Annotated in this window: 28 protein-coding genes; 12 read left to right on the top strand and 16 right to left on the bottom strand. The window is 52.7% G+C overall.

Features of this window, described 5'->3' with window-relative positions; translation table 11 throughout:
* Nucleotides 1-4: 4 nt before the first annotated feature.
* Nucleotides 5-259 carry a GlsB/YeaQ/YmgE family stress response membrane protein gene (locus LDB27_RS09655; protein ID WP_000511320.1) on the bottom strand — a complete coding sequence of 85 codons (255 nt, stop codon included), beginning with the start codon at nucleotides 257-259 and terminating at the stop codon, nucleotides 5-7.
* A 168-nt stretch (nucleotides 260-427) separates the two neighbouring features.
* Here LDB27_RS09655 and ycgR point away from each other — a divergent pair, with 168 nt between their 5' ends.
* Nucleotides 428-1162 carry a flagellar brake protein YcgR gene (gene ycgR, locus LDB27_RS09650; RefSeq protein ID WP_000017413.1) on the top strand — a complete coding sequence of 245 codons (735 nt, stop codon included), beginning with the start codon at nucleotides 428-430 and terminating at the stop codon, nucleotides 1160-1162.
* Between the two features lie 13 nt (nucleotides 1163-1175).
* Here ycgR and emtA read toward each other — a convergent pair whose 3' ends face one another.
* On the bottom strand, nucleotides 1176-1787 hold the full coding sequence (gene emtA, locus LDB27_RS09645; RefSeq protein WP_000776974.1) for a membrane-bound lytic murein transglycosylase EmtA: 612 nt from the start codon (nucleotides 1785-1787) through the stop codon (nucleotides 1176-1178).
* Between the two features lie 170 nt (nucleotides 1788-1957).
* Here emtA and ldcA point away from each other — a divergent pair, with 170 nt between their 5' ends.
* Nucleotides 1958-2872: a muramoyltetrapeptide carboxypeptidase gene (ldcA, locus tag LDB27_RS09640; protein WP_000051611.1), complete on the top strand. Its 915-nt coding sequence runs from the start codon at nucleotides 1958-1960 to the stop codon at nucleotides 2870-2872.
* Nucleotides 2873-2968: 96 nt separating this feature from the next.
* A complete protein-coding gene (locus LDB27_RS09635) occupies nucleotides 2969-4702 on the top strand; it encodes a potassium/proton antiporter (protein ID WP_000338376.1) in 1734 nt (577 codons plus the stop codon).
* A 62-nt stretch (nucleotides 4703-4764) separates the two neighbouring features.
* On the opposite strand, the gene dadX is transcribed toward LDB27_RS09635, so the two are convergent.
* The gene (gene dadX, locus LDB27_RS09630; protein WP_000197893.1) at nucleotides 4765-5835 is read right to left on the bottom strand and encodes a catabolic alanine racemase DadX; all 1071 of its coding nucleotides are present in this window, start codon (nucleotides 5833-5835) and stop codon (nucleotides 4765-4767) included.
* 13 nt (nucleotides 5836-5848) lie between these two features.
* Nucleotides 5849-7147 carry a D-amino acid dehydrogenase gene (locus tag LDB27_RS09625; protein ID WP_001266935.1) on the bottom strand — a complete coding sequence of 433 codons (1299 nt, stop codon included), beginning with the start codon at nucleotides 7145-7147 and terminating at the stop codon, nucleotides 5849-5851.
* A 322-nt stretch (nucleotides 7148-7469) separates the two neighbouring features.
* Here LDB27_RS09625 and LDB27_RS09620 point away from each other — a divergent pair, with 322 nt between their 5' ends.
* On the top strand, nucleotides 7470-9002 hold the full coding sequence (locus LDB27_RS09620; RefSeq protein ID WP_000190831.1) for a SpoVR family protein: 1533 nt from the start codon (nucleotides 7470-7472) through the stop codon (nucleotides 9000-9002).
* A 46-nt stretch (nucleotides 9003-9048) separates the two neighbouring features.
* Here LDB27_RS09620 and fadR read toward each other — a convergent pair whose 3' ends face one another.
* Complete coding sequence (gene fadR / locus LDB27_RS09615; protein WP_000234826.1) at nucleotides 9049-9768, bottom strand: fatty acid metabolism transcriptional regulator FadR; 720 nt, start codon at nucleotides 9766-9768, stop codon at nucleotides 9049-9051.
* A 219-nt stretch (nucleotides 9769-9987) separates the two neighbouring features.
* Between fadR and nhaB the strand changes: the two genes are divergently transcribed.
* The 3 genes from nhaB (at nucleotide 9988) to LDB27_RS09600 (ending at nucleotide 12654) form a co-directional block, all read left to right on the top strand.
* Nucleotides 9988-11532 (top strand): Na(+)/H(+) antiporter NhaB, encoded by a 1545-nt coding sequence (gene nhaB, locus LDB27_RS09610; RefSeq protein WP_000406427.1) that lies wholly within the window; start codon nucleotides 9988-9990, stop codon nucleotides 11530-11532.
* Nucleotides 11533-11673: 141 nt separating this feature from the next.
* On the top strand, nucleotides 11674-12204 hold the full coding sequence (gene dsbB / locus LDB27_RS09605) for a disulfide bond formation protein DsbB (protein ID WP_000943471.1): 531 nt from the start codon (nucleotides 11674-11676) through the stop codon (nucleotides 12202-12204).
* Between the two features lie 108 nt (nucleotides 12205-12312).
* Entirely contained in the window at nucleotides 12313-12654 is a 342-nt protein-coding gene (locus LDB27_RS09600; protein ID WP_000018967.1) for a DUF1971 domain-containing protein, read from the top strand.
* A 71-nt stretch (nucleotides 12655-12725) separates the two neighbouring features.
* On the opposite strand, the gene LDB27_RS09595 is transcribed toward LDB27_RS09600, so the two are convergent.
* From LDB27_RS09595 to LDB27_RS09575, 5 genes are all read right to left on the bottom strand, one after another.
* Nucleotides 12726-12899: a GnsA/GnsB family addiction module toxin gene (locus tag LDB27_RS09595; protein WP_001083582.1), complete on the bottom strand. Its 174-nt coding sequence runs from the start codon at nucleotides 12897-12899 to the stop codon at nucleotides 12726-12728.
* A gap of 192 nt (nucleotides 12900-13091) precedes the next feature.
* A complete protein-coding gene (locus tag LDB27_RS09590; RefSeq protein ID WP_001519337.1) occupies nucleotides 13092-13229 on the bottom strand; it encodes a hypothetical protein in 138 nt (45 codons plus the stop codon).
* A 351-nt stretch (nucleotides 13230-13580) separates the two neighbouring features.
* Entirely contained in the window at nucleotides 13581-14027 is a 447-nt protein-coding gene (locus LDB27_RS09585) for a YcgN family cysteine cluster protein (RefSeq protein ID WP_001285703.1), read from the bottom strand.
* A 92-nt stretch (nucleotides 14028-14119) separates the two neighbouring features.
* Nucleotides 14120-14779 (bottom strand): fumarylacetoacetate hydrolase family protein, encoded by a 660-nt coding sequence (locus tag LDB27_RS09580; protein WP_001519895.1) that lies wholly within the window; start codon nucleotides 14777-14779, stop codon nucleotides 14120-14122.
* Nucleotides 14780-14828: 49 nt separating this feature from the next.
* On the bottom strand, nucleotides 14829-15122 hold the full coding sequence (locus tag LDB27_RS09575; RefSeq protein ID WP_001537109.1) for a YcgL domain-containing protein: 294 nt from the start codon (nucleotides 15120-15122) through the stop codon (nucleotides 14829-14831).
* Nucleotides 15123-15247: 125 nt separating this feature from the next.
* Here LDB27_RS09575 and minC point away from each other — a divergent pair, with 125 nt between their 5' ends.
* From minC to minE, 3 genes are read left to right on the top strand one after another with little or no spacing between them, the layout of a single operon-like run.
* Nucleotides 15248-15955, top strand: a complete 708-nt coding sequence (gene minC / locus LDB27_RS09570; protein ID WP_000072527.1) for a septum site-determining protein MinC — start codon at nucleotides 15248-15250, stop codon at nucleotides 15953-15955.
* A 23-nt stretch (nucleotides 15956-15978) separates the two neighbouring features.
* Nucleotides 15979-16791 carry a septum site-determining protein MinD gene (minD, locus tag LDB27_RS09565; protein ID WP_000101047.1) on the top strand — a complete coding sequence of 271 codons (813 nt, stop codon included), beginning with the start codon at nucleotides 15979-15981 and terminating at the stop codon, nucleotides 16789-16791.
* Nucleotides 16792-16794: 3 nt separating this feature from the next.
* The gene (gene minE, locus LDB27_RS09560) at nucleotides 16795-17061 is read left to right on the top strand and encodes a cell division topological specificity factor MinE (RefSeq protein ID WP_001185666.1); all 267 of its coding nucleotides are present in this window, start codon (nucleotides 16795-16797) and stop codon (nucleotides 17059-17061) included.
* Between the two features lie 121 nt (nucleotides 17062-17182).
* On the opposite strand, the gene rnd is transcribed toward minE, so the two are convergent.
* The 5 genes from rnd to LDB27_RS09535 all read right to left on the bottom strand — a co-directional run bounded on the left by rnd (nucleotide 17183) and on the right by LDB27_RS09535 (nucleotide 23589).
* Nucleotides 17183-18310 carry a ribonuclease D gene (gene rnd, locus LDB27_RS09555; protein WP_001109124.1) on the bottom strand — a complete coding sequence of 376 codons (1128 nt, stop codon included), beginning with the start codon at nucleotides 18308-18310 and terminating at the stop codon, nucleotides 17183-17185.
* A gap of 72 nt (nucleotides 18311-18382) precedes the next feature.
* Nucleotides 18383-20068 carry a long-chain-fatty-acid--CoA ligase FadD gene (fadD, locus tag LDB27_RS09550; protein ID WP_000758418.1) on the bottom strand — a complete coding sequence of 562 codons (1686 nt, stop codon included), beginning with the start codon at nucleotides 20066-20068 and terminating at the stop codon, nucleotides 18383-18385.
* A 204-nt stretch (nucleotides 20069-20272) separates the two neighbouring features.
* On the bottom strand, nucleotides 20273-20854 hold the full coding sequence (locus LDB27_RS09545) for a Slp family lipoprotein (protein ID WP_000290595.1): 582 nt from the start codon (nucleotides 20852-20854) through the stop codon (nucleotides 20273-20275).
* A gap of 71 nt (nucleotides 20855-20925) precedes the next feature.
* Nucleotides 20926-21621, bottom strand: coding sequence for a tRNA (adenosine(37)-N6)-threonylcarbamoyltransferase complex dimerization subunit type 1 TsaB (tsaB, locus tag LDB27_RS09540; protein WP_001221017.1), 696 nt, complete (start codon nucleotides 21619-21621; stop codon nucleotides 20926-20928).
* 57 nt (nucleotides 21622-21678) lie between these two features.
* Nucleotides 21679-23589 carry an ATP-dependent DNA helicase gene (locus tag LDB27_RS09535; RefSeq protein WP_000128807.1) on the bottom strand — a complete coding sequence of 637 codons (1911 nt, stop codon included), beginning with the start codon at nucleotides 23587-23589 and terminating at the stop codon, nucleotides 21679-21681.
* 131 nt (nucleotides 23590-23720) lie between these two features.
* Between LDB27_RS09535 and LDB27_RS09530 the strand changes: the two genes are divergently transcribed.
* Nucleotides 23721-24065 (top strand): RidA family protein, encoded by a 345-nt coding sequence (locus LDB27_RS09530; protein WP_000029550.1) that lies wholly within the window; start codon nucleotides 23721-23723, stop codon nucleotides 24063-24065.
* Nucleotides 24066-24070: 5 nt separating this feature from the next.
* Here the strand turns inward: LDB27_RS09530 and LDB27_RS09525 are convergent, their stop codons facing one another.
* Nucleotides 24071-24250: a YoaH family protein gene (locus LDB27_RS09525; protein ID WP_000457328.1), complete on the bottom strand. Its 180-nt coding sequence runs from the start codon at nucleotides 24248-24250 to the stop codon at nucleotides 24071-24073.
* A gap of 80 nt (nucleotides 24251-24330) precedes the next feature.
* Here LDB27_RS09525 and pabB point away from each other — a divergent pair, with 80 nt between their 5' ends.
* The gene (gene pabB, locus LDB27_RS09520) at nucleotides 24331-25695 is read left to right on the top strand and encodes an aminodeoxychorismate synthase component 1 (RefSeq protein ID WP_000978466.1); all 1365 of its coding nucleotides are present in this window, start codon (nucleotides 24331-24333) and stop codon (nucleotides 25693-25695) included.
* The last annotated feature ends 2 nt before the right edge of the window (nucleotides 25696-25697 follow it).

Here is a 25697-nt window from a genome sequence, read left to right as displayed (position 1 = left end):
GCGGTTAGCCGCGTCGCAGAAGGCGGAAAATCACCAGCACCACAATCGCGCCCACCACGGCGACCAGGAAACTGTGCAGATTAAAGCCGCTGATACTGCCGCCAATACCAAACATCGTCGCCAGCCATCCGCCAACGACCGCCCCGACGATACCGAGAATACAGGTCAGGATAAATCCCCCGCCATCGCGCCCCGGCATAAGCAATTTGGCGATAACGCCGGCAATCAAACCAAAAATAATCCAGGCGATAATTCCCATTTGCAAACCCTCTTTCCAGTAAAAACGTTTTAAGTATAGGCAAAGTCGAGCGTCGCATTTCTGAACACTGATTTATCTCGCGGACATAAAAATTTATTTATCGCTATTAAGTTCTTTCTACCGATGCCGATAACCCAACGATAGTCTGCGTATCAGGGGTTATTTCGTGTGAGTGGTTACAATGAGCAGTTCCTGAAAAAAAATCCATTAGCGATATTAGGCGTGCTACGGGATTTAAATAAAAATCAGGTTCCACTGCGTATTTCATGGGCGCATGGTCAATTCATCAGTAAAATTTTGGCGGTAGACCCGGAAAAACTCATCGTAGATTACGGCAGCCAGGAATATGAAAATAGCGCCGTATTACGTGCCGGGCAGGTAGCCATTATCGCAGAAACGCAGGGCGCAAAAGTCGAGTTCACGTTGCCGCAACTCGTTACAGGCGAATATCAGCGGCTGCCGGCCTTTATCACGCCCCTGCCGTCGTCACTGTGGTTTGTCCAGCGCCGGGAGTATTTTCGCATTGGCGCGCCGCTGTATCCGCCTTATTACGGCGTCACCACGCTACCGGACACCCGTACGTTACGTTTTCGCCTGTTTGATCTTTCCCTGGGCGGCATGGGCGCGCTACTGGAATCCGCCATCCCCGACGGACTAATCGAAGGCGCACGCTTTTCGCAGGTTGAACTGAACATGGGGCCATGGGGGATTTTTCACGTTGACGCCCAGCTTATCGCCATCAGCGAGCGTAAGGTGATTGATGGGAAAAATGAAACGATCACCACTCCCCGCCTGAGCTTTCGTTTCCTTAACGTTAGCCCGGCGGTGGAGCGGGAGTTGCAGCGGATTATTTTTTCGCTTGAGCGCGACGCCCGAGAAAGAGCGAATAAAGTGCGAGAATAATCTTCACGCTAAACTACATGGCGTCCAGCGCCTGCTGAAGCTTCCAGATATAGCGCGGCGCCTGCGGCGCGGGATGATTATCAACAACATGTTCAAAAAACTCGTCCGCATCCAGATCGTTAATTTTTTCTATCGCCTTCTTCCTGTCGGATGAAAAAGTACGCAATAACGCGCCTGCGCCGTTAGCATAAGAGACGACCAGCGCATATTGCATCACCTGCGGATCTTTGATGCCGGCCAGCGGCCCATTTTCCAGAATGCTCAGATACGCCGCGCCCATTGAGATGTTACGCTCAGGGTTTTTCAGCTCGCTGGTGGTCGGTTCGCCACGCCAGCCCATGCGACGGTAAACGTCGCGCCCGGAGGTCGACGCCTTTAACTGCATCAGGCCAATCGCATTGGACTTACTGACCGCGTTAGGGTTGCCGCCGGATTCAATGGCGATAATCGCGGTGATTAAATGCGGATCAACCCCCCATGCCGCCCCGGCTTTTTCACTGATGGGCATCCACTGCATCGCACGCTTTACAGGCACTTCGGCATTCCACGGCGGATTCCTGTAATCCTGTTTTGAGCTACAGCCAGCGAGTATTACTACCAAAAAAGCAAACCATCTTAATTTCACGTCATCTATCCTTATAGCCGTAACTTATCTGCCGAAGAGGTCATACCGCCCCGGCCAGGTACTTAGGTTGCCTCCCTGGTGCGCATCCAGAAACGTCGCACAACGAGGGACATCGCCTAATATATGCGGCATGATATACATTTGCATTCTATTGTCAGCAAGGAATTACCATGTCTCTGTTTCATTTAATCGCCCCCTCGGGCTACTGTATTAACCAACAGGCCGCGTTACGCGGCGTTCAGCGCCTGACTGACGCGGGCCATCAGGTGGAGAATGACGAGGTGATTCGTCGCCGCTATCAGCGTTTTGCCGGTACGGACGCGGAACGGCTGGCCGATGTTAATTCGCTGGCCTCGCTAACTTCGCCGGATACGATCGTCATGCCGGTTCGCGGCGGCTATGGCGCCAGCCGCTTGCTGGATCGTATCGACTGGCAGGCGCTCGCCTCCCGGCAACAGCGCGATCCCTTACTGATTTGCGGTCATAGCGATTTTACGGCGATTCAGGCTGGACTCCTGGCGCAGGCCAATGTCATCACCTTTAGCGGTCCTATGCTGGCGGCAAATTTTGGCGCCGAAACGCTGAATACGTTCACCGAGCAACATTTCTGGCTGGCGCTACGTAAGGCGCAATTTACCGTAGAGTGGCAAGGCGACGGCCCTCAGTGCGACGTACAAGGCACCTTATGGGGCGGAAATCTGGCGATGTTGATTTCCCTTATCGATACGCCCTGGATGCCGACTATCGATAAAGGAATTTTAGTGCTGGAAGATGTCAATGAGCATCCTTTCCGGGTGGAGCGTATGCTTTTGCAACTGGAGTACGCCGGAATTTTAAACCGTCAGAGCGCCATCGTTCTCGGCAGCTTTAGCGGCGCGGCGCCCAACGAGTATGACGCTGGCTATTCTCTGGAGAGCGTCTACGCGTTTTTACGTTCCCGTCTGTCCGTTCCGCTGATTACCGGTCTCGACTTCGGGCATGAACAGCGTACGGTGACGCTCCCTATCGGGGCAAACGCGACGCTTAAAAATACGCGCCAGGGGACTCAACTCACTTTATCTGGTCATCCTACGCTGCAATTGTAAAAAAAGTCCCCGACAGGCTAAGTAAAACGCTGCCCTGGCCGTTATTATGTTAATGTTAAATAATACGAAGTCGTGTGAGTCAGGAGATATAAAACGTTGGATGCTGCAACAATTATTAGTCTATTTATTTTAGGTTCCATCCTTGTAACCAGCAGTATCCTGTTAAGTTCATTCTCATCGCGACTGGGCATCCCGATTCTGGTCATTTTCCTCGCCATTGGGATGTTAGCGGGTGTGGATGGCATTGGCGGTATTCCTTTCGATAATTATCCTTTCGCTTATATGGTCAGTAACCTGGCGCTGGCGATTATTTTACTCGATGGCGGCATGCGCACCCAGGCCAGCTCTTTCCGGGTAGCGCTGGGCCCCGCGCTGTCGCTGGCGACGCTCGGCGTACTGATCACGTCGGGGTTAACAGGTATGATGGCCGCCTGGCTGTTTCATCTGGATCTTATTGAAGGTCTGCTCATTGGCGCGATAGTCGGTTCCACTGACGCCGCAGCGGTCTTTTCTCTGCTTGGCGGCAAAGGGCTAAACGAACGTGTAGGCTCCACGCTGGAGATCGAATCGGGAAGTAACGACCCGATGGCCGTTTTTCTGACCATTACATTAATTGAGATGATCCAGAAACATGAAACCGGTCTGGACTGGATGTTTGCCGTCCATATTATCCAGCAGTTCGGTCTCGGTATTGTTTTTGGTCTCGGCGGCGGTTACCTGCTACAGCAGATGATCAACCGCATTTCTCTGCCCAGCGGCCTGTATCCGATGTTGGCGCTCAGCGGCGGTATTCTGATTTTTGCTTTGACGACCGCGCTTGAAGGCAGCGGTATTCTCGCGGTCTATCTGTGCGGATTCCTGTTAGGAAACCGCCCGATTCGCAACCGTTACGGCATCCTGCAAAACTTTGACGGACTGGCCTGGCTGGCGCAGATCGCGATGTTCCTGGTCCTGGGGCTGTTGGTGACGCCTTCCGATCTGTGGCCGATTGCCGTCCCTGCGCTCATTCTCTCTATCTGGATGATTTTCTTCGCCCGCCCACTGTCGGTGTTTACCGGCCTGCTGCCATTTCGCGGCTTTAATCTTCGGGAGCGCATTTTCATCAGTTGGGTCGGACTGCGCGGCGCGGTGCCGATTATTCTCGCCGTTTTCCCGATGATGGCCGGGCTTGAAAACGCTCGCCTGTTCTTTAATGTCGCTTTCTTTGTGGTACTGGTGTCACTGCTCCTGCAGGGAACATCGCTGTCATGGGCGGCGAAAAGAGCCAAAGTGGTCGTGCCTCCGGTTGGCTGGCCAGTATCGCGCGTGGGGCTTGACATCCATCCTGATAATCCGTGGGAGCAATTCATCTATCAGTTGAGCGCCGACAAATGGTGCGTCGGCGCGGCGTTGCGCGACCTGCATATGCCGAACGAAACCCGCATTGCCGCGCTATTTCGCAATAATGAACTGTTTCACCCCACGGGCAGTACTCGCCTGCAGGAAGGCGACGTACTCTGCGTGATTGGCCGGGAGCGCGATCTGCCAGCGCTAGGCAAATTGTTTAGCCAGTCGCCGCCGGTTTCGTTAGATCAGCGTTTCTTTGGCGATTTTATCCTCGAAGCGAATGCGAAATTCGCCGACGTGGCGCTTATCTACGGGCTGGAAGAAGGAACGGAATACCGGGATAAACAACAAACCCTCGGTGAAATCATACAGCAACTGCTGGGCGCTGCGCCGGTCGTCGGCGATCAGGTGGAGTTTGGCGGCATGATTTGGACGGTAGCTGAAAAAGAAGATAACGTGGTACGCAAGATTGGGGTACGCGTCGCCGAAGACGAAGCAGAATAAGGTCGTCGGACAACGTCGACCCGCCCCCAAGTGGACCGGTCGACGCCTTAGCCTGAATTAGGTTACGTTGTCACAAACGGCACACGCGGCGCTACGGCGCACAGTAGCTCATAGCCCAGCGTGCCTGCCGCAGAGGCGACATCATCGACCTTAATTTCTTTGCCCCATAATTCAACCGGCGTGCCGATTCCCGCCTGCGGACACGGCGTCAAATCCACCGCCAGCATATCCATTGAAACGGTGCCTACTGTTCTGGTACGGATACCGTCCACCAGCACGGGCGTCCCGGTCGGCGCATGGCGTGGATAGCCATCGGCATAACCCGCCGCGACGATGCCAATGCGTTGTTCCTGAGTCACAGAATACCCTCCGCCATAGCCTACCCTTTCACCCGCGCTCAGCGTCTGCACGCCAATAATTTCGCTACTCAGCGTCATCACGGGTTTTAGCCCGGTATCGGCAATATCCCGCCACTGTCCTGACGGCGACGCGCCGTACAAAATAATGCCTGGCCTGACCCAGTCATAATGCGCCTGGGGATGCCACAGCGTCGCTGCCGAATTTGATAACGAGTATGCACACTGCAGGCCTTCTGTCGCCAGCGCAATACGTCTCATCGCCTCCCCGATACCTTCCGGATGATCGGCCTGAGCAAAATGTGACATCAGGGTCATTTCACCGACATTGCGCATTGTCCGCAATTGCTGCCAGACGGTCTGCGCCCGCTCAGGCTGAAAACCGAGTCGGTTCATGCCGCTGTTGACTTTGACATAGATATCCAGCGGCGCGTTAAGCCGCGCATTTTGCAGCGCTTTCAACTGCCAGTTACTGTGGATGCAGGTGGTCAGCCGATAAGTGTCATACGCCTCCAGGTCTTGCGCATGGAAAAACCCCTCCAGCATCAATATCGCCCCTTTCCACCCGCGCTCACGCAGGGTAATCGCCTCTTCAAGGTTGAGCATAGCGAAACCATCTGTGGCGCCCAGCGCGCTCCAGACGCGTTCAATACCGTGGCCGTAGGCGTTGGCTTTCACTACCGACCAGACGCGCGCCTCTGGGGCCGCCCGGCGCACAATAGCCAAATTTTGTTTCATTACCTGTAAATCAAGGCTGGCCTGTATAGGGCGGGTCATTTCACTTCCTTTATCAGTTATGCGCGCTATGCAAACGTTGCGGGCGGGTGGGCGTAAAATCGGAACGGTATCGCGCCACGCTCAGATCGTCGTAGGGTATCGCTGGCGTACGACCCGACAAGATATCGCTTAACAACTGGCCTGAACCGCAGGCCATCGTCCAGCCTAAGGTGCCGTGTCCAGTATTAAGCCACAGATTTTTATAACGGGTGCGTCCTACTACCGGCGTGCCGTCCGGCGTCATGGGGCGCAGGCCGGTCCAGAATGTGGCCTGCTCAATATGACCGCCGCGCGGAAAGAGATCGCGCACAACCATCTCCAGCGTCTCGCGGCGTGGTTGCAGTAAGTCGGTATTAAAGCCCACGATTTCCGCCATTCCCCCCACGCGAATACGCTTATCAAAACGCGTAATAGCGATTTTGTAGGTTTCATCAAGAATCGTCGATACCGGCGCGCCGTCTGGCTCGACGATTGGGATGGTTAATGAATAGCCTTTCAGCGGATACACCGGGATATCAACAATGCCTTTAAGCATCGCCGTCGAATACGATCCAAACGCCATGACATACGCATCGGCTTTAATGATCTCATCGGCGCATTTCACGCCGTAAATCTGATCATTTTCGTACAGTAATTTTTCCACGGGAGTATTAAAGCGAAAGGTTACGCCCGCCTGCTCCGCCATGCGCGCCAGACGCTGGGTAAAGAGCTGACAGTCCCCGGTTTCATCATTCGGTAAGCGCAGTCCGCCGGTTAATTTATGCGCAACCTCAGCCAGAGCGGGTTCAACTTCCGCCAGTCGGCTGGCTTCCAGGAGCTGATACGGCACCCCGGCATCTTCCAGTACGGCGATATCACGGGTGGCGTTCTCATACTGTTGCGCGGTGCGGAAGAGTTGCAGCGTTCCCCCCTGGCGGCCTTCATATTCGATACCGGTCGCGGCGCGTAGCGTTTTCAGACAGTCGCGACTATATTCCGCCAGACGCACCATGCGGCCTTTATTTTCCATATAATGCCGGGTATCGCAGTTACGCAGCATTTGCCACATCCACTTCAGTTGAAACGGGGTGCCATCCAGACGCACCGCCAGCGGCGCATGGCGCTGGAACATCCATTTTATCGCCTTCAGCGGTACGCCAGGGGCCGCCCAGGGCGCCGCATATCCCGGTGAAATTTGTCCGGCATTCGCCGCGCTGGTTTCTTGCGCCGGGCCGGATTCGCGATCGATGACGGTGACATCATGCCCCGCCTGACTCAAGTACCAGGCGCTGGTCACGCCAACTACGCCACTCCCCAGGATGACAACTCGCATAGCCACTCCGTTAATAGTAAAAGAACAATCTTCTGATTACATCTTGATAACCCAGATGAAAATATTATTCAACATATGACTTTTTTATGGTGACGTGCTTCACATATACCCTAAAGACAAGCGATCCCACTGGTTTGGGATCTCCTGCTACGCGGCATGGCTATACAACATAAAATGATGCCAATACCCGATTTTTTGCCGTTCAATGTGGAGGAAATCGCAAAGAAAAGTTTTCACGATCAAGTCGTTTTTTAACATGGTGTTCTATGCTTGAAAGGAGGCGCTCCATACAGAGAGCGTCGCCAACAATGAGGGTGCGCGAATGGCAACGATTGATTCCATGAACAAGGACACCACACGTTTGAGCGATGGACCCGACTGGACATTTGATCTGCTGGATGTCTATCTGGCAGAGATAGACCGCGTGGCGAAACTCTACCAACTGGATACTTACCCGCACCAAATTGAAGTCATCACTTCCGAACAGATGATGGACGCCTACTCCAGCGTCGGGATGCCGATCAACTATCCGCATTGGTCGTTTGGCAAAAAGTTCATTGAGACGGAACGTCTGTATAAGCATGGTCAACAAGGACTGGCTTATGAAATTGTGATCAACTCTAATCCCTGCATTGCCTACCTGATGGAAGAGAACACCATCACCATGCAAGCGCTGGTCATGGCGCACGCCTGTTACGGACACAACTCCTTTTTTAAAAATAATTATCTCTTCCGGAGCTGGACGGATGCCAGCTCTATCGTCGATTACCTGATTTTCGCCCGAAATTACATTACCCGCTGTGAAGAACGCTACGGAGTGGATGAAGTAGAAAAACTGCTCGACTCCTGCCACGCGCTGATGAATTACGGCGTCGATCGTTATAAGCGCCCGCAGAAAATCTCGTTGCAGGAAGAGAAAGCGCGACAAAAAAGCCGGGAAGAGTATCTACAAAGCCAGGTGAATATGCTGTGGCGCACGCTGCCAAAACGCGAGGAAGAAAAAACTGTCGCCGAAGCACGCCGCTTTCCCGCTGAACCGCAGGAAAACCTGCTCTATTTTATGGAGAAAAACGCCCCGTTGCTCGAGCCGTGGCAGCGCGAAATTCTGCGCATCGTGCGTAAAGTCAGCCAGTATTTTTATCCGCAGAAACAGACGCAGGTCATGAACGAGGGCTGGGCGACCTTCTGGCACTACACCATCCTGAACCATCTCTATGATGAAGGCAAAGTGACGGAACGCTTTATGCTGGAGTTTTTACACAGCCATACCAATGTCGTATTCCAGCCGCCCTATAATAGCCCTTGGTATAGCGGAATTAACCCCTATGCGCTCGGCTTTGCCATGTTCCAGGATATCAAACGTATTTGTCAGTCGCCCACGGATGAAGATAAATACTGGTTTCCGGATATTGCCGGTTCCGACTGGCTGGAAACGCTGCACTTCGCCATGCGCGATTTTAAAGATGAAAGCTTTATCAGTCAGTTCCTGTCGCCAAAAGTGATGCGTGATTTCCGTTTCTTCACGGTACTTGATGATGACAGGCATAATTATCTGGAGATCTCCGCCATTCATAACGAAGAAGGTTATCGGGAGATTCGATCAAAACTGTCGTCACAGTATAACCTGAGCAACCTGGAGCCGAATATTCAGGTCTGGAATGTGGATTTACGTGGCGACAGATCGCTAACGTTGCGTTATATCCCGCATAACCGCGCGCCGCTGGATAAAGGCCGCAAAGAGGTGCTGAAACATGTGCATCGGTTATGGGGCTTTGATGTGATGCTGGAGCAACAAAATGAGGATGGCAGCGTAGAACTGCTGGAGCGTTGTCCGCCGCGCATGAACATGCTGTAATCGAGATGCTGCCCGGTAGTGTTTGCGCTTACCGGGCATCGCGGGATTATCGTCCCTGAATCGCTAAATCGCCGGGCAGATTTTTCTGCATCCGATGCCAAATCTCGCCGCTGTCATGCCCGTAACGCCGCACCGTTTCATACACCTGGTCGTGCGCGCCCTGCTCGCATAACGACGATAATTTATGATAGAAACCCAGTGCCAGACTGCGCGCTTCCGGATTGGCGAAATAGTGGCGACCAATGCGGGTGTATAACCCTTTCATGCCGTTCAGGATCAAGCCGTAAATAGGATTGCCGGAGGCGAATGCCAGACCACGAAAGATGTTATAGTCCAGATCGGCGAATGCATCGGCATGGTCGGCCACTTCGTGGGCTGTGGCCAGCACTTCCTGCGCCTTATCCGGGTGTTGACGCAACGCGGTACGAATAAAGATAGTAGAAATATTGGTACGCACCGACAACAAATTGTCGATCAGTTGCGGAACGCTTTCATGATCAAGGCGGGCCAGCGTTTCAAGGATATTCAGCCCTGACGTTTCCCAAAAATTATTAACCTTTGTCGGTTTGCCATGCTGAATGGTCAGCCAGCCATCTCGCGCCAACCGCTGTAACACCTCGCGTAATGTCGTGCGCGTCACGCCGATCAGTTCGGAGAGTTCTCGTTCTGCCGGTAAGATAGTGCCAGGAGGAAAGCGGTTATTCCAGATACTTTCAATAATATACTCTTCCGCGAAACCCGCCGGGCTCTGCGCCTTAATGACCATAGTGAGATTTCCATTACACAGCAAAACATAGTTGCACTCATCATACCAGACGGGCGTAACACCTGATAGCGGACGCAATGAAGAAAAAGGGGATCAAGGCACCATTTCTGATATCGCCTGCCAATATCGTTAAGGACTTGCTTGCATTCGTCGCGCTCGCTACTCTCTGTGTTTAAACATAAAAACGCTATTTCATTTTTCTAGGTAAGGAAAAATTTCATGGAGATCTCATGGGGTCGCGCCATGTGGCGCAACTTTTTAGGCCAGTCGCCCGACTGGTACAAACTGGCACTACTTGTCTTTTTAATTATTAACCCATTCATTTTCTTAGCTAATCCCTTTATTGCCGGTTGGCTGCTGGTGGCAGAGTTTATCTTCACCCTGGCGATGGCGTTAAAGTGTTACCCCCTGCTGCCCGGCGGGTTACTGGCCATTGAAGCCGTCATCATCGGCATGACCAGCGCCGCCCATGTACGTGAAGAGGTTGCCGCCAACCTGGAAGTCTTGCTGCTGCTGATGTTTATGGTGGCAGGCATCTACTTTATGAAGCAGTTATTGCTGTTTATTTTTACCCGTCTGTTACTCAGTATCCGCTCGAAGATGGTTCTGTCGCTGGCCTTTTGCGTCGCCGCCGCGTTCTTGTCGGCTTTTCTTGACGCGCTTACCGTCGTTGCGGTGGTGATCAGCGTCGCCGTCGGTTTTTACGGGATTTACCATCGTGTGGCCTCATCGCGCGGCGAAGAGAACGATATGCTGGACGATAGCCATATCGATCCGCATTACAAAACGGTGCTGGAGCAATTCCGCGGATTCTTGCGTAGTCTGATGATGCATGCAGGCGTGGGGACGGCGCTGGGCGGCGTCATGACCATGGTCGGGGAGCCGCAAAACCTGATCATCGCTAAAGCGGCTGGCTGGCATTTCGGCGACTTCTTTTTACGGATGTCGCCTGTCACCGTCCCGGTACTGATATGTGGACTGTTAACCTGTATGCTGGTCGAGAAAATGCGCTGGTTTGGCTATGGCGAAACGTTGCCCGAAAAAGTCCGCGACGTCTTGCAGCAATTCGACGATCAAAGCCGTAAGAAGCGCACCCGCCAGGATAAACTTAAACTAATAGTCCAGGCAATTATTGGCGTCTGGCTGGTTACCGCCCTCGCCCTCCATCTCGCGGAGGTGGGGCTGATTGGTCTGTCGGTTATTATTCTGGCCACCGCGTTAACGGGTGTAACCGATGAACACGCCATCGGCAAAGCGTTTACCGAGTCGCTGCCGTTTACTGCGCTGTTAACCGTTTTCTTCTCCATTGTGGCGGTTATTATCGATCAACATCTTTTCGCGCCGATTATTCAGTTTGTCTTGCAAGCCTCTGAACACGCGCAGCTAACGCTGTTCTATCTCTTTAACGGCCTGTTGTCTTCCATCTCGGATAACGTCTTTGTCGGCACCATTTATATCAACGAAGCGAAGGCGGCAATGGAAAACGGCGCTATCAGCTTAAAACAGTTTGAGCTGTTAGCCGTGGCCATCAATACCGGTACTAACCTGCCATCGGTAGCGACGCCAAATGGTCAGGCGGCATTCTTATTCCTGCTGACCTCCGCGCTGGCGCCGTTAATCCGTCTCTCTTATGGCCGTATGGTCTGGATGGCGTTACCGTACACTATCGTACTGACCCTGATAGGGCTACTGTGCGTCGAATTCACTCTTGCGCCGGTCACCGAATGGATGACTCAGGCAGGATGGTTAGCAACGCTTTCGTAACGTTTGGCCGGGCAATACACCGCCCGGCTCCGATTTTTGCCTGATAATTATCCAATTACACATTATTTCATTTCCCGCTAGTGGCGCACGAATTGAATTGGTTTACACTGCGGTCTCTACGCATGTTGCAGGGAAATTATTATGTTGCGATTTTTAAACCAGTGCTCACGGGGTCGGGGCGCATGGTTACTGATGGCGTTTACCGCCCTGGCGCTGGAAATGGTGGCGCTGTGGTTCCAGCACGTCATGTTACTTAAACCTTGCGTGCTATGTATTTACGAACGTTGCGCCCTGTTTGGCGTGATGGGCGCGGGTCTGATCGGCGCTATAGCGCCGAAAACGCCGTTGCGATACGTGGCGATGGTTATCTGGATTTACAGCGCCTGGCGGGGTCTACAACTGGCGTATGAACATACGATGATTCAGTTGCATCCCTCGCCGTTCATGACCTGTGACTTTATGGCGCGCTTTCCAGACTGGTTGCCGTTGGGTAAATGGCTGCCGCAGGTGTTTGTGGCATCCGGTGATTGCGCCGAACGCCAGTGGTCGTTTTTAACGATGGAGATGCCACAATGGCTGTTGGGGATCTTTGCCGCTTACCTTGTGGTGGCGATAGCCGTCGTCATAGCCCAGGCATTTAAGCCTAAAAAACGCGACCTGTTCGGTCGTTGATACACACGCTCCTTCGGGAGCGTTTTTTTTGCCCGAAGCGTTGTTTGCCAGCGATTAAAAGGTATATATTAAATACATCTTTTAATCACCACATCAGGGAGATGTCTTATGTCCCACTTACGCATCCCGGCAAACTGGAAAGTTAAACGCTCTACCCCCTTTTTCACCAAAGAAAATGTTCCGGCGGCACTGCTCTCTCATCACAACACAGCGGCAGGCGTTTTCGGACAACTCTGCGTGATGGAAGGCACCGTGACCTACTATGGCTTTGCGAATGAAACCGCGACAGAACCCGAAGTGAAAGTGGTGATTAATGCCGGGCAATTCGCCACCAGTCCGCCGCAATACTGGCATCGGGTAGAGCTGAGCGATGATGCGCGGTTCAACATTCATTTTTGGGTAGAGGAAGACCATCAGGGCGAGGAAATGTATCAACAGAAAAAAGCCTGACATCGGTAAACCAGTCACCACTGGGCGGCGTCCCGTCCAGTAGCCAGGTAATTGATGGCGCTAATTAAACGCTAGAGTAGTTTAATTTTAACGTGGTATCCCTCAAGCCCTTTCATCGTTTCTCGCGGCGCGAACTCTATTTCGGAAACCTCTTGCCCGGTTTTCTTCCGTAGTTCGGCAACCTTTTTGCTAATGAGTGCCGCGATTTCCTCTTCTGCTTTATGTGTCAACTCTTCGCTGTTCATTGATTTCCTCCTTTGAGCTCGCAAACGGCTAAGCGCAAATAAGACAGTGTCGTCATGGACGCGCTACTATTTTAACGTACAAAAAATTATAGGCTATCTTTCTGAGGATTATCAGGATGTTTCGCTTTAGAAGATGCAAAAAACCGCCTGGCACAGACGGTGCATCAGGCGGTTGGTTAATAGCACAAGACGCTATCTACGAGGATCTTCAACCTCATTCTGGGTATCCGGGTCGAGAGGATCGTCTCCCTCTGGTGTATCCGGAATATTTTCACCAGGAAGCGGCTCATCCTCTGGTAATGGATCGACTAAATCAGGACGTTCAGACATAAAGCCTCCAACGAACCATAGTTATTAAAGATACCCTACAGCACTACTTTTGGTTTTTCTTTGGATTTTTTCCTTCGTCTTCGGGTGTCTTATCAGGCTTCCTGGGCTGATCCTTTGAAACGCGCAACGGTTGGTTATTCATGGGGTAACTCCTCAGGATAGGCAGCGATATACTGCTTTGAAAGTATAGAGTCGCCGCCATACGTGCGCGAGCGCAGCGACAAGGCGCGTCAGGGAAGAATAGAAGGCAGTGATAACGCCAGGTGACGGAATTTGCACGCAATTCCTGATTTCAGGGGCCGCCCGGCGTAAATTAAAGAATTGTAAACAATCAGCCGTTTTGCCGAAGACTTATTCTGCCCACGACGGTTTATTTAAAATATGATCCTGCCAGTCCCGTACTTCGGATTCTTTAACCGCGATATGACGGACAGAAATTCGCTCGCCATGCATAGCGGCTTTCGATCCAGTCAGCAGCGGATGCCACGTCGGCAAGGGCTTACCTTCCGCCAACAAACGGTAGGCGCAGGTCATCGGCAACCATTCAAAGTCTGGCAAGTTTTCGCGAGTGAGTTTGATACAGTCGGGTTCAAATTCAAAACGGCGTTCATAATGACGGCACTGGCACGTTTTGATATTTAATTGCCTGCACGCCACGTTGGTGAAGTAGATTTCATCTGTATCTTCATCCATCAGCTTATGCAGGCAGCATTGACCGCAGCCATCGCACAGCGACTCCCACTCGGCATCGGTCATTTCATCCAGGGTTTTACGTTGCCAGAAAGGTGTATCGCTCATTAAAGTATCCGCCATTGCACTAAAGCTGCACCTTATAACCAGTCTGGCCTGCAGATGCAAGTTTTACCGCCGCTGAAGGCGGCAAGCAGATTTTACAGAACGCGGGTAGACAACGTTTCGCCATTAAAACGAATGTCCAGCTCATCGCCGCTTAATAATGGCCCCACGCCTGCCGGCGTGCCGGTTAGCACCACGTCCCCGGCTTTGAGCGTAAAATAGCGGCTCATATAGGCGATAAGGGGCACAATAGGATGAATCATATCCGCGGTCGACCCTTGCTGGCGAACCTCGCCATTAACGTTAAGTCCGATAACCGTATTTTGCGGATCGCCGCAGAAGGCCGCGACAGGGATGAAGCCTGAAATCGGACATGCGTTATCAAAACCTTTGGCTTTTTCCCAGGGCTGTCCGGCCTTTTTCATTTTCCCTTGAATATCGCGCAGGGTTAAATCAAGCGCCACGCCATAACCAGCTATCGCTTTACGTACATGATCTTCGGTCGCCTGGCGGAGCGTTGCGCCAATCAGCACAGCAAGCTCAACTTCATGATGAACAGCGCCCATATCCGCCGGAATCGCCAGCGGCTGGCGAATATCACACAATGCGGTTTCCGGCTTGATAAAAAGCACGGGTTCTTCCGGCGTCGCGCTGCCCATCTCCTTGATGTGATTTGCGTAATTACTGCCCACGCAGACCACTTTACTTACCGGGTAATCAAGCAAGGCACCTTGCCAGTTACGATGTTGATACATATTTTCCCCTAAGATCATGATGGAATTCAGGCGCGGCGCCGAATACCGTTTAACGGTCAGCGTGCGACGTATTTTGTCCCACCGAAGAAAGATGTTGTTTCAGCAAATCTTCCGGCGGCGGCGGCAATTGTAAATAATAGCCCTGCTCGCTTAACGCCTGTTTTACTTTTTCGAGCTCGGCATTGACTAATTTTTTACGTCCATCAAGCGGCAGCATCATCGCTAACTGCGGCTGACCGAATCCTTTCATCAACGCTTCAGGCACCCGCGAAAAATCGTCTTTTTTTTCGACATACAAATAGGTTTGATCGCGCTTGCTACTTCTATAGATCACACAAAACATACTTTTACTCTGAATTAACGGGATGGTGACTTGCCTCAATATAATACTGACTATAACATGCCTTCTGGACTTCGGAATATCACTCCGTATCGGAGATGATAAATAGCAAATTGAGTAAGGCCAGGATGTCAAACACGCCAATCGAGCTTAAAGGCAGTAGCTTCACCTTATCAGTGGTTCATTTGCATGAAGCGGAACCAGAGGTTATTCGTCAGGCGTTAGAAGACAAAATAGCGCAGGCTCCTGCGTTTTTAAAACACGCCCCTGTCGTTATTAACGTTAGCGGTCTTGAAAGCCCGGTAAACTGGCCGGAACTGCATAAGATCGTGACCTCAACCGGCTTACGCATTATCGGCGTGAGCGGCTGTAAAGACGCCAGCCTGAAAGTAGAAATCGATCGGATGGGTCTTCCTTTACTGACTGAAGGTAAAGAGAAAGCGGTTCGGCCTGCGCCCGTTGAGCCGGCAACGCCCAGCGAACCGCCGCAAAACGCTAATCCCATCACAAAAACGCGATTAATTGATGTTCCGGTTCGTTCCGGTCAGCGCATTTATGCTCCACAATGTGATCTGATTGTTACAAGTCACGTCAGCGCTGGCGCAGAGCTTATCGCTGACGGCAATATCCATGTCTATGGCATGATGAGAGGTCGCGCGCTGGCAGGAGCGAGCGGCGATCGGGAAGCGCAAATTTTTTGTACCCATCTGACGGCAGAACTGGTCTCTATCGCAGGTGTTTACTGGCTGAGTGATAAAATCCCGGCAGAATTTTATGGCAAAGCGGCGCGCCTGCGTTTAGCAGACAACGCTTTGACAGTTCAACCGTTGAATTGATCCCTTTTTAACAAGGAATTTTTATGGCACGCATTATTGTTGTTACTTCGGGTAAAGGGGGCGTTGGCAAGACCACCTCCAGCGCGGCCATCGCTACAGGTTTGGCCCAGAAGGGAAAGAAAACTGTCGTCATTGATTTTGATATCGGACTGCGTAACCTCGATCTGATTATGGGGTGCGAACGTCGTGTCGTTTACGATTTTGTAAACGTCATTCAGGGCGATGCGACACTGAATCAGGCGCTGATCAAAGATAAGCGTACTGAAAATCTCTTCATTCTTCCGGCGTCGCAGACCCGGGATAAAGACGCGCTAACGCGCGAAGGCGTCGCTAAGGTACTGGACTCACTGAAAGCAATGGACTTTGAGTTCATTGTTTGCGACTCGCCGGCGGGTATCGAAACCGGGGCGCTGATGGCGCTCTATTTTGCCGATGAAGCGATCATCACGACCAACCCGGAAGTCTCTTCTGTCCGTGACTCGGACCGTATTCTGGGTATTCTGGCATCGAAATCTCGTCGCGCAGAAAATGGCGAAGAACCGATTAAAGAACATCTCCTGTTGACGCGCTACAATCCAGGCCGCGTCAATAAAGGCGACATGCTCAGCATGGAAGATGTACTGGAGATTCTGCGTATTAAACTCGTCGGTGTGATCCCGGAAGATCAATCCGTACTGCGCGCATCGAACCAGGGCGAACCGGTGATTCTTGACGCCACTGCGGATGCGGGTAAAGCCTATGCAGATACCGTAGATCGTCTGTTGGGAGAAGAACGTCCTTTCCGCTTCATTGAAGAAGAGAAGAAAGGTTTCCTCAAACGCCTGTTCGGAGGATAAATTATGGCATTACTGGATTTTTTTCTCTCGCGGAAAAAGAGTACCGCTAATATTGCAAAAGAGCGGTTGCAAATCATTGTCGCGGAACGTCGCCGTAGCGATGCCGAACCGCATTATTTACCGCAGTTACGTAAAGATATTCTTGAGGTCATTTGTAAATACGTACAAATCGATCCGGAAATGGTTACCGTCCAGCTTGAGCAAAAAGATGGTGATATCTCCATCCTTGAACTTAACGTAACGCTGCCGGAAGCCGAAGAGTCAAAATAAGCTCTTTTATGGGAAAATTCCTGGATTAAAAAAGGCAGAAGAATCTGCCTTTTTTATTTTTTTACATTATTCCGAATACGGACATTTATTTCACTGGCCGTTTTCCCGGCAATTACCGTCGTTAACGCGGATACTCCTGCAACAGAAGAGTTAACTTCTCCGCCATCAGTTCGGCGCGCCAGCCGGAAATCAATTCCGGTTGCCCATTTTGCGGTTTTAATTTCCAGTGCCAGTTAAGCAACTGATTAATCTGCCGACGCGATGCCAGTAGCTCGCCGCTGACGTGATGCGACGCGCTCACCTCCGCCACCAGCGCTTTGATGGCCTTAAACGCTTTGCGATAGCCCGGCATGTCCATCAGATTCAACAGGGGCTCCGGCAATGCCTCTTCCGGTAACGCCTGTGCTTTCGCCACCAGCGATATCAACGTCTTGCCGTGAAAACGAATCTCGCTGCCGGAAAGCCCCAGGCTATCCAGCTCACCGAGACTGCCCGGCATATAACGCGCGACCGCCCACAGGTTTTCTTCACGCACAACAAAGTTCACCGCCATATCGCGCTCACGCGCCTTACGCAGCCGCCAGTCAGCTAAAAGTTGCAGACAGGCTAACTGGCGGGTACGCAGTTGCCAGGCATTAGTGATATCCCGCCATGCCTCTTCCGGCGCCTGAATCTCCTGACGACGCTGCTGCATCAATCGGCATTCATCAAGCGCGGCAGGCAGCCATCCTGCGGCTTCAGTTTCAATCATCAGCTTTTTGGCGATCGGTAACAGATACCAGACATCCGCCGCCGCGTATTCACACTGACGTTCGCTTAAAGGCCGGGCTAGCCAGTCGGTACGAGACTCGCTTTTATCCAGCGCCACGCCCGTATACTCTTCTACCATCGCCGCAAACCCCCACGACAGCGGGCGCCCGCAAAACGCCGCCAGGATTTGCGTATCAATCAGGGGTTCCGGCAGTTCGCCAAACGCATTCAGAAATACTTCCAGATCTTCGCTACCCGCGTGCAGAAATTTGGTGATTCCCGTATCGCGCAACACCGCTTTTAACGGCGACCAGTCGCTGATGCCGAGCGGATCGATCAGGGCGACATTTGCCCCGTCAAATAACTGGATCAATCCTAACTGCGGGTAATAGGTGCGGGTACGGACAAATTCCGTATCTAAAGCAATAGCCGGACATGCGCGGACAGCCTCACACAGGCTCGCCAGCGCATCGTCCGTTTCAATCATTTGGTAATTCAAATCGTGTTCTCTTTGGTTCGCGCCAAAAAAAACGCCGGCTTAACCGGCGTCTCTCGTTAGCTGACTTAACGCTCAGGCTTTATTGTCTACTTTGCCACGGGCTTCGTCACGCAGTTCTCGTCGTAAAATTTTCCCAACGTTAGATTTTGGTAATTCCTCGCGAAACTCGACCTGTTTGGGCACCTTATATCCGGTCAGATGGCGACGGCAGAAGGTGATCAACGCATCGTCAGTCAATGCCGGATCTTTCTTAACCACAAAAAGCTTCACCGCTTCGCCGCTACTACCGGAAGGCACGCCAACCGCCGCGACTTCCTGCACGCCAGAATGCTGCATCACCACATCTTCAATTTCGTTTGGATAAACGTTGAAACCAGAAACCAGAATCATATCTTTCTTACGATCGACAATCCGCAGAAAGCCGTCTTCATCCATAACCGCAATATCGCCCGTATGCAGCCAGCCATCTTTAATGATTTCATCCGTCGCGTCAGGACGCTGCCAGTATCCCAGCATAACCTGCGGGCCTTTCACGCAAAGCTCTCCGGCCTCACCCGGCGCGACTTCGTTGTCATCGTCATCCACCAGTTTGGCTTCTGTTGACGGTACTGGCAGGCCGATACTGCCGCTGTGATAATCAATATCATGCGGGTTGACGCTCACCAGCGGGGCGCACTCGGTCAGCCCGTAGCCTTCCAGCAGGTATTGCCCGGTCAGCTTTACCCAACGTTCCGCAACGACATTTTGTACCGGCATCCCGCCGCCGGCTGACAGATGCAGCGAAGAAAAATCCAGCTGTTGAAACTCTTTATTATTGAGCAGAGCGTTGAATAGCGTATTAACGCCAGTCATCGCCGTAAATGGATATTTCGCCAGCTCCTTGACCAGGCCGGGGATATCACGCGGATTGGTAATCAGCAGGTTTTGCCCACCCAGCTCGATAAAAAGCAGACAGTTCATGGTTAAGGCAAAAATGTGATACAGCGGCAGCGCGGTCACTACCAGCTCTTTCCCCGGGTGCAGCAGCGGCCCATAGGTCGCTTTCACCTGCTCCAGATTCGCCAGCATATTGCGGTGGGTCAACATCGCGCCTTTCGCCACGCCCGTCGTACCGCCGGTATATTGCAGGAAAGCCAGATCTTCAGCGACAACCTCGGGTTTGACATACTGCATACGGTAGCCATGCTGTAGCGCGCTGCGAAACGAGATCGCATCTGGCAAGTGGTATTTTGGCACCAGACGCTTGATGTATTTCACGACAAAGTTGACAACCGTACCTTTGGCGGTAGAAAGCTGGTCGCCCATCCGCGTCAGAATAACGTGCTGTACTGACGTTTTCTCGACCACTTTTTCCAGCGTATGGGCAAAGTTAGAAACAATAATAATTGCCGCCGCGCCGCTATCGTTAAGCTGATGCTCAAGTTCGCGCGGCGTGTAAAGCGGGTTAACGTTCACCACAATCATGCCGGCGCGTAAAATACCAAATAGCGCGACAGGATATTGCAACAGGTTTGGCATCATCAGCGCCACACGGTCGCCTTTTTTGAGTCCCAGCCCTTGTTGTAAATAAGCCGCAAATGCCCGACTACGTTCTTCTAATTTGCGGAAGGTCATTACCTCCCCCATATTGACGAACGCAGGCTGATCGGCATAGCGCGTCGCCGCATGTTCAAACAGTTCAACCAGGGATTGATAACGGTCAGGGTTGATCTCCGCCGGAACATCAGCAGGATAACGGTTAAGCCAAACCTTCTTCAATGCATCACCTCTAAAATGAGTGTTCGTCGTCATCACAACCCCAGTTAATAAACAAGTCGTTAACATTATATTAACTCAGCGTACCAGTTTATTAATTACGCAACTGAAAGGTTGCGAAGCGCGTCACTATTTATTTTTATTATGTCTCTATGAATGCAGAAACAGCGGACCAGCCGCTGTTTCTTTTATTGATAAAACAAAGGGTTACTCTGTTACTATCGTCTGAACCTCTGCGGGTCCAGGGTTATACCATCCCCAACCGCCATAGCCATAAGGCCAGGCGCGTCCGCCATAAAACCACGGATCGATCGGCTGTGGAGGCATGACGACCTGCTGAACAAGATGCCAGCGTTTATAGCCGGTAACCTGCATCAGCATAAATTTATACGGCGTATTGCCGATTTTACCGTCAACCGTGCCGGTTATCGGGCCGACAACGGTAACTAACTGGCCACGGAAGTCCACCGGGTCCAGAAAACCGTTCACATCGGCAAAAATTCTGCCGCGCGAGGCTTCGCCCAGAACAGGACGCGCGCCGCTATCGAGCGGTACGGTCGCGATTTCAAGCCGGGTTTTTCCCTGCTGATTTTGTACCGCCACAACTTTACCGCCGAAACGCGCCTCTTGCCCGATATAGAGCTGTGGCGCATTCATCACCCGCACCAAATCCTGCTGCGGCGTCGGACTCGAACCTTTAATGGCATCCGGGATAGTCACGCAACCACTCAGCATAAGCGCAAAAGCGCACGCCAGCGCCCCTTTTATTAACCGTTTTTGAACCGCCATGATGCGACTCCTTTTTCTCGACCTCTATTCCACCCCACAGCATAAAGTATGGGGGGTAATAGTAGTGAGAGTCATTCTTTGCCGGGAAGTTTCTTCCACGCCACTTCGTTACGCAAATAAACCGGCTCGGCATGTTCCACGGCAACGGTCTCTCCTGCCGCCAGCTTTTGACTGGCGATGGGCAACATATCTTCCGCTGCCGGGAGCGACACCTCCCCATCATGAAGCGTCAGGCCGCACTCCTTCGCCAGATCGGGCCATGCGGACCAACCCGTTCCTACGGTCGCCCACTCGCCGGAAAGCTGTTTCAACCGCTCACCGACCCGTTCCGGTTTCAGCACCGCTTCCGTCTCTTCGCCCTGCCAGACGCCCTGCGCATCACGCTGGTATTCCGCCCAGTACACTTCGCCCATCCGCGCGTCAATCGCGGCGAGTACGCGGGTCGCGCCGGTTTTACGCCACGCGCCCTGCGCCATCGTGGCAAGCGTCGAAACACCGATCATCGGCAGATTTGCCCCTAACGCCAGCCCTTGCGCAATACCAATGCCGATACGCACGCCGGTAAAGCTGCCCGGGCCGCGCCCAAACGCCAGCGCATCTATCTCATTGAGCGAGACGCCGCTGGCGGCCAGAATCTCCTGCACCATGGGCAGGATACGTTGAGTGTGTTCTCGTGGACAAAGCTCAAAGTGAGCATTGATAGTACCGTTGTTCCACAGGGCGACAGAACAGGCCTCTGTGGCGGTATCGATAGCCAGAATTCGCATGAGGTTTCGTGCTTAGATCAATAAAATAGCGCGCATCTTACCATACTCCGTAACAAATTACTCGGCGGATGGAATCGCAAGAAAGCGAACGGCACGGGCGATATCACGCGTGCGCGGCGCAGGAGGCAGGCTGGCGAGAAACGTGGCGCCATAGGGCCGCATCACCAGCCGGTTATCACAAATCACTAACACCCCGCGATCGTCCGCATCGCGAATCAGCCGCCCCACCCCCTGCTTCAGTGTAATCACCGCGTCGGGCAGTTGAACCTCATCAAACGGATCGCCGCCGCGCAAACGACAGTCTTCCATTCGCGCTTTTAACAGCGGGTCGTCCGGGGAGGTAAACGGCAATTTGTCGATAATCACCAACGATAACGTATCGCCGCGCACGTCCACCCCTTCCCAGAAGCTGCTGGTGGCGACGAGCAGCGCGTTGCCGGCGCTAACAAATTGCTGTAACAGTTGGCCTTTACTGGTTTCCCCTTGCAACAACACTGGCAGCGTCATGGTGGCGCGAAACTGCTCCGCCAGATCGCGCATCATGGCGTGTGAGGTGCACAGCATAAAACATCGCCCGTTATTGGCTTCGATAATCGGCCTGAGCATAGCCGCCAACTGTCGCGCCGCGCCGGGCTGGTTGGTTTGCGGTAGGTTACGCGGTACGCAGAGTAACGCCTGGCGCGTATAGTCGAATGGGCTGGGCAGCAGCATGGATTCTGCCTGTTCAATTCCCAGACGGGCGGTAAAGTGGTGAAGATCATCATTTACCGACAACGTGGCCGAGGTAAAAATCCAGCTACCGGGCTTCTGTTCCATCACCTCTTTGAATTTATCCGCCACGGTGAGCGGCGTCAGCGCCAGGGTGAAATGGCGCGAGGTGCACTCATACCAGTAGCTGTATCCCGGCTGATTGATCTCTTTTAAGCGTTTCAGCCGTGAACGGTATAGCGTGGCGCGTTCAAAAGCCGCATCCAGCAGCGCCGAACGGCCCAGCGACAGCTTTGCCACGTCGTAACAAAGCTCCAGCGTATCATCCAGCAGTAAAAATGCCCGTTGGATACGTGAGTCGGCTAACAATTCACGCAAATTTCCCCGGTAGCCGGGCTCCCCCAGTTGCAGACGAAAATCCTGGGCGCTCTGGGCAAGGCGATCGGCGCATTTTTGCAACTGTTGAGTGTCTTTCAGTTCCGTCCGGTAGGCGATGGTGATGTCTTTTGCTAAATCCAGCAACTGACGGCTGGAGAGCGATTGTCCGAAATACTGGCTGGCGATGTCAGGCAGTTGGTGGGCTTCATCGAAGATCATTACTTCAGCCTGAGGGATAAGTTCGCCAAACCCGCTCTCTTTAACCACCATATCCGCAAGAAAAAGGTGGTGGTTTACAATCACCACATCCGCGTCCATCGCCTTTTTACGCGCTTTCACCACAAAGCACTCTTTATAGAGCGGGCAATCGCTGCCAAGGCAGTTGTCGTTGGTACTGGTGACCAGCGGCCAGGCCTGGGAATCTTCCGCCACGCTGACGCAGGTGCTGATATCGCCATCCCGCGTCTGATTTGACCAGGAGCGCAGCAATATCACGTCGCTTAACGTTTGTACCGGTAAATCGCCGCCCGCCAGCGCTTGTTGTTCCAGACGCTCCAGGCAGAGGTAGTTTGAACGTCCTTTCAACAGGGCCGTCTTACCGGTAAACGCCAACGCTTTTGCTACCGTCGGCAGATCGCGGCTGTAGAGTTGATCCTGCAACGCTTTCGACCCGGTCGAAATAATAACTTTTTTCCCGGCGCGCAACGCCGGAGCGAGGTAAGCATAGGTCTTCCCGGTTCCGGTGCCGGCTTCAACAACCAGAGGCTGCGCATTTTCAATCGCTTGTGTTACGGCAACCGCCATTTGTCGCTGTGGTTCGCGCGGTTTAAAACCGGTTATCGCTTTGGCCAGTTGGCCATCTGCTGCAAAATCGTCCGTCACACTGCCCCCTGTTAATTTGCACAGGGGATTATGTCAGGGTAGAAAGGCTTACGCCAGTTACAGAGGTGACGGCGGCGCCACATTGTGGCAGTCTTGAGCCATTCAAATGGAAAGCAAATGAGGAATAAGTAATGTCTATCGTGCGTATTGATGCCGAAGATCGTTGGTCAGACGTGGTGATCTACAATAATACGCTGTGGTATACCGGCGTGCCGGAAAACCTGGACGCCGATGCTTTTGAGCAAACGGCGAATACTCTGGCGCAAATTGATGCGGTGCTGGAAAAACAGGGCTCCAGTAAGTCACGTATTCTGGATGCCACTATTTTCCTGAGCGATAAAGCGGATTTTGCCGCCATGAATAAGGCGTGGGATGCGTGGGTCGTCGCAGGCCATGCGCCGGTACGCTGTACCGTACAGGCCGGGTTGATGAACCCGAAATATAAAGTTGAGATTAAGATTGTCGCGGCGGTATAAGCCGGTTATTCGTCTTCATCCTCAAAACGCGCCACTATCCGTTCGCCGGTATGGTTGGCGCGAAGTTCGCCCGCCACCTGGGCAATCGCTTCTCCGCTGCTCATACCTTGCGACATCAATTCCTGGATACGTTCTACGGCTTTTTGCTGTTGTTCATGACTGAGTGAAGGTAAACCTGCAAACATGATTAACTCCTGCTAAATTATTAGCGCTAATTATTTCACGCTACCCGGCGGTAAGCCAGTAGTGTTGTAACGAGTCAGGAATGATGAAGACGTTATCTCCCACTGTTATCACCTTACCCTGGCGTCCGGACGCCGCTGAACACTATTTTGCGCCCGTAAACCATTTGCCCTGGGCGATGCTGCTGCATTCAGGTGATGCTATTCATCCCTATAACCGCTTTGATATTCTGGTCGCCGATCCTGTCACCACACTGACCACGCGCGCCCAGGAAACCACGGTATGTACTGCGCGCACGACTACCGTCACTCTCGACGATCCGTTACACGTTTTGCAGACTCAACTGGAGGCGCTGCCTTTTCATCCTCAGCCTGACCCTGACTTACCCTTTCAGGGCGGCGCGCTGGGTCTGTTTGGTTATGATTTAGGGCGGCGTTTCGAAATTCTGCCCGATACTGCTGCGCGCGATATCGTTTTACCCGATATGGCGATTGGCCTTTACGACTGGGCGCTGATTGTCGATCACCATAAACAGGTAGTGTCGCTGATAAGCTATCACGATGCAGACGCCCGATATCGCTGGCTCACCAGCCAGCTCGCGCCGACCCGCACGCCCTTCAGGCTTACCTCGGCCTGGCAATCCAATATGACGCGTTGCGAGTATGGCGAAAAGTTTCGTCAGGTGCAGGCCTGGCTGCACAGCGGGGACTGCTATCAGGTCAATCTTTCCCAGCGTTTTCAGGCGAGCTACGAGGGTGATGAATGGCAGGCTTTCGAACGCCTTAACCGCGCCAATCGCGCCCCGTTTAGCGCCTTTCTTCGTTTACATGACGGCGCCATATTGAGCCTTTCTCCCGAGCGTTTTATCCAACTGGAGAATGGTCATATCCAGACGCGCCCGATCAAAGGTACGCTTCCACGGCTTAACGATCCGCAGGCGGATCGTCAGCAGGCGCAGAAACTGGCCAACTCAATAAAAGATCGCGCTGAAAATTTGATGATCGTCGATTTGATGCGTAACGATATTGGCCGGGTCGCCGTACCGGGTTCGGTGAAAGTGCCAGAACTGTTCGTCGTCGAACCATTTCCTGCCGTTCACCATCTGGTTAGCACCATTACCGCCCGTTTACCGGACTCGCTTCATGCTACCGACCTGCTGCGCGCGGCTTTCCCCGGCGGCTCTATTACCGGCGCGCCTAAAGTGCGGGCGATGGAAATTATCGACGAACTGGAGCCGCAGCGACGCAACGCCTGGTGCGGTAGCATCGGTTATCTGAGTTTCTGCGGCAAGATGGATACCAGTATTACTATCCGCACCGTCACGGCAACGCAGGGCCAACTCTATTGCTCAGCCGGCGGCGGTATCGTGGCCGATAGCAACGAAGAAGCGGAATATCAGGAAACTTTTGATAAAGTTAATCGTATCCTGCACCCACTGGAGAACTAATA

The organism is Salmonella sp. JXY0409-18 (assembly GCF_020268625.1).
Taxonomy (GTDB): domain Bacteria; phylum Pseudomonadota; class Gammaproteobacteria; order Enterobacterales; family Enterobacteriaceae; genus Salmonella; species Salmonella enterica.
Note: the sequence above shows the minus strand (reverse complement) of the source record. Positions and strands in the feature narration are given on the sequence as shown.

Coding starts and splice junctions, on each gene's coding strand:
- LDB27_RS09620 (WP_000190831.1), top strand. CDS start 7,470: ATGGCAACGATTGATTCCATGAACAAGGACACCACACGTTTGAGCGAT.
- LDB27_RS09585 (WP_001285703.1), bottom strand. CDS start 14,027: ATGAGCGATACACCTTTCTGGCAACGTAAAACCCTGGATGAAATGACC.
- LDB27_RS09595 (WP_001083582.1), bottom strand. CDS start 12,899: ATGAACAGCGAAGAGTTGACACATAAAGCAGAAGAGGAAATCGCGGCA.
- LDB27_RS09600 (WP_000018967.1), top strand. CDS start 12,313: ATGTCCCACTTACGCATCCCGGCAAACTGGAAAGTTAAACGCTCTACC.
- LDB27_RS09655 (WP_000511320.1), bottom strand. CDS start 259: ATGGGAATTATCGCCTGGATTATTTTTGGTTTGATTGCCGGCGTTATC.
- LDB27_RS09545 (WP_000290595.1), bottom strand. CDS start 20,854: ATGGCGGTTCAAAAACGGTTAATAAAAGGGGCGCTGGCGTGCGCTTTT.
- minD (WP_000101047.1), top strand. CDS start 15,979: ATGGCACGCATTATTGTTGTTACTTCGGGTAAAGGGGGCGTTGGCAAG.
- LDB27_RS09590 (WP_001519337.1), bottom strand. CDS start 13,229: ATGTCTGAACGTCCTGATTTAGTCGATCCATTACCAGAGGATGAGCCG.
- LDB27_RS09580 (WP_001519895.1), bottom strand. CDS start 14,779: ATGTATCAACATCGTAACTGGCAAGGTGCCTTGCTTGATTACCCGGTA.
- tsaB (WP_001221017.1), bottom strand. CDS start 21,621: ATGCGAATTCTGGCTATCGATACCGCCACAGAGGCCTGTTCTGTCGCC.
- LDB27_RS09625 (WP_001266935.1), bottom strand. CDS start 7,147: ATGCGAGTTGTCATCCTGGGGAGTGGCGTAGTTGGCGTGACCAGCGCC.
- LDB27_RS09525 (WP_000457328.1), bottom strand. CDS start 24,250: ATGTTTGCAGGTTTACCTTCACTCAGTCATGAACAACAGCAAAAAGCC.
- dadX (WP_000197893.1), bottom strand. CDS start 5,835: ATGACCCGCCCTATACAGGCCAGCCTTGATTTACAGGTAATGAAACAA.
- ldcA (WP_000051611.1), top strand. CDS start 1,958: ATGTCTCTGTTTCATTTAATCGCCCCCTCGGGCTACTGTATTAACCAA.
- fadR (WP_000234826.1), bottom strand. CDS start 9,768: ATGGTCATTAAGGCGCAGAGCCCGGCGGGTTTCGCGGAAGAGTATATT.
- minC (WP_000072527.1), top strand. CDS start 15,248: ATGTCAAACACGCCAATCGAGCTTAAAGGCAGTAGCTTCACCTTATCA.
- LDB27_RS09530 (WP_000029550.1), top strand. CDS start 23,721: ATGTCTATCGTGCGTATTGATGCCGAAGATCGTTGGTCAGACGTGGTG.
- pabB (WP_000978466.1), top strand. CDS start 24,331: ATGATGAAGACGTTATCTCCCACTGTTATCACCTTACCCTGGCGTCCG.
- nhaB (WP_000406427.1), top strand. CDS start 9,988: ATGGAGATCTCATGGGGTCGCGCCATGTGGCGCAACTTTTTAGGCCAG.
- dsbB (WP_000943471.1), top strand. CDS start 11,674: ATGTTGCGATTTTTAAACCAGTGCTCACGGGGTCGGGGCGCATGGTTA.
- LDB27_RS09575 (WP_001537109.1), bottom strand. CDS start 15,122: ATGTTTTGTGTGATCTATAGAAGTAGCAAGCGCGATCAAACCTATTTG.
- minE (WP_001185666.1), top strand. CDS start 16,795: ATGGCATTACTGGATTTTTTTCTCTCGCGGAAAAAGAGTACCGCTAAT.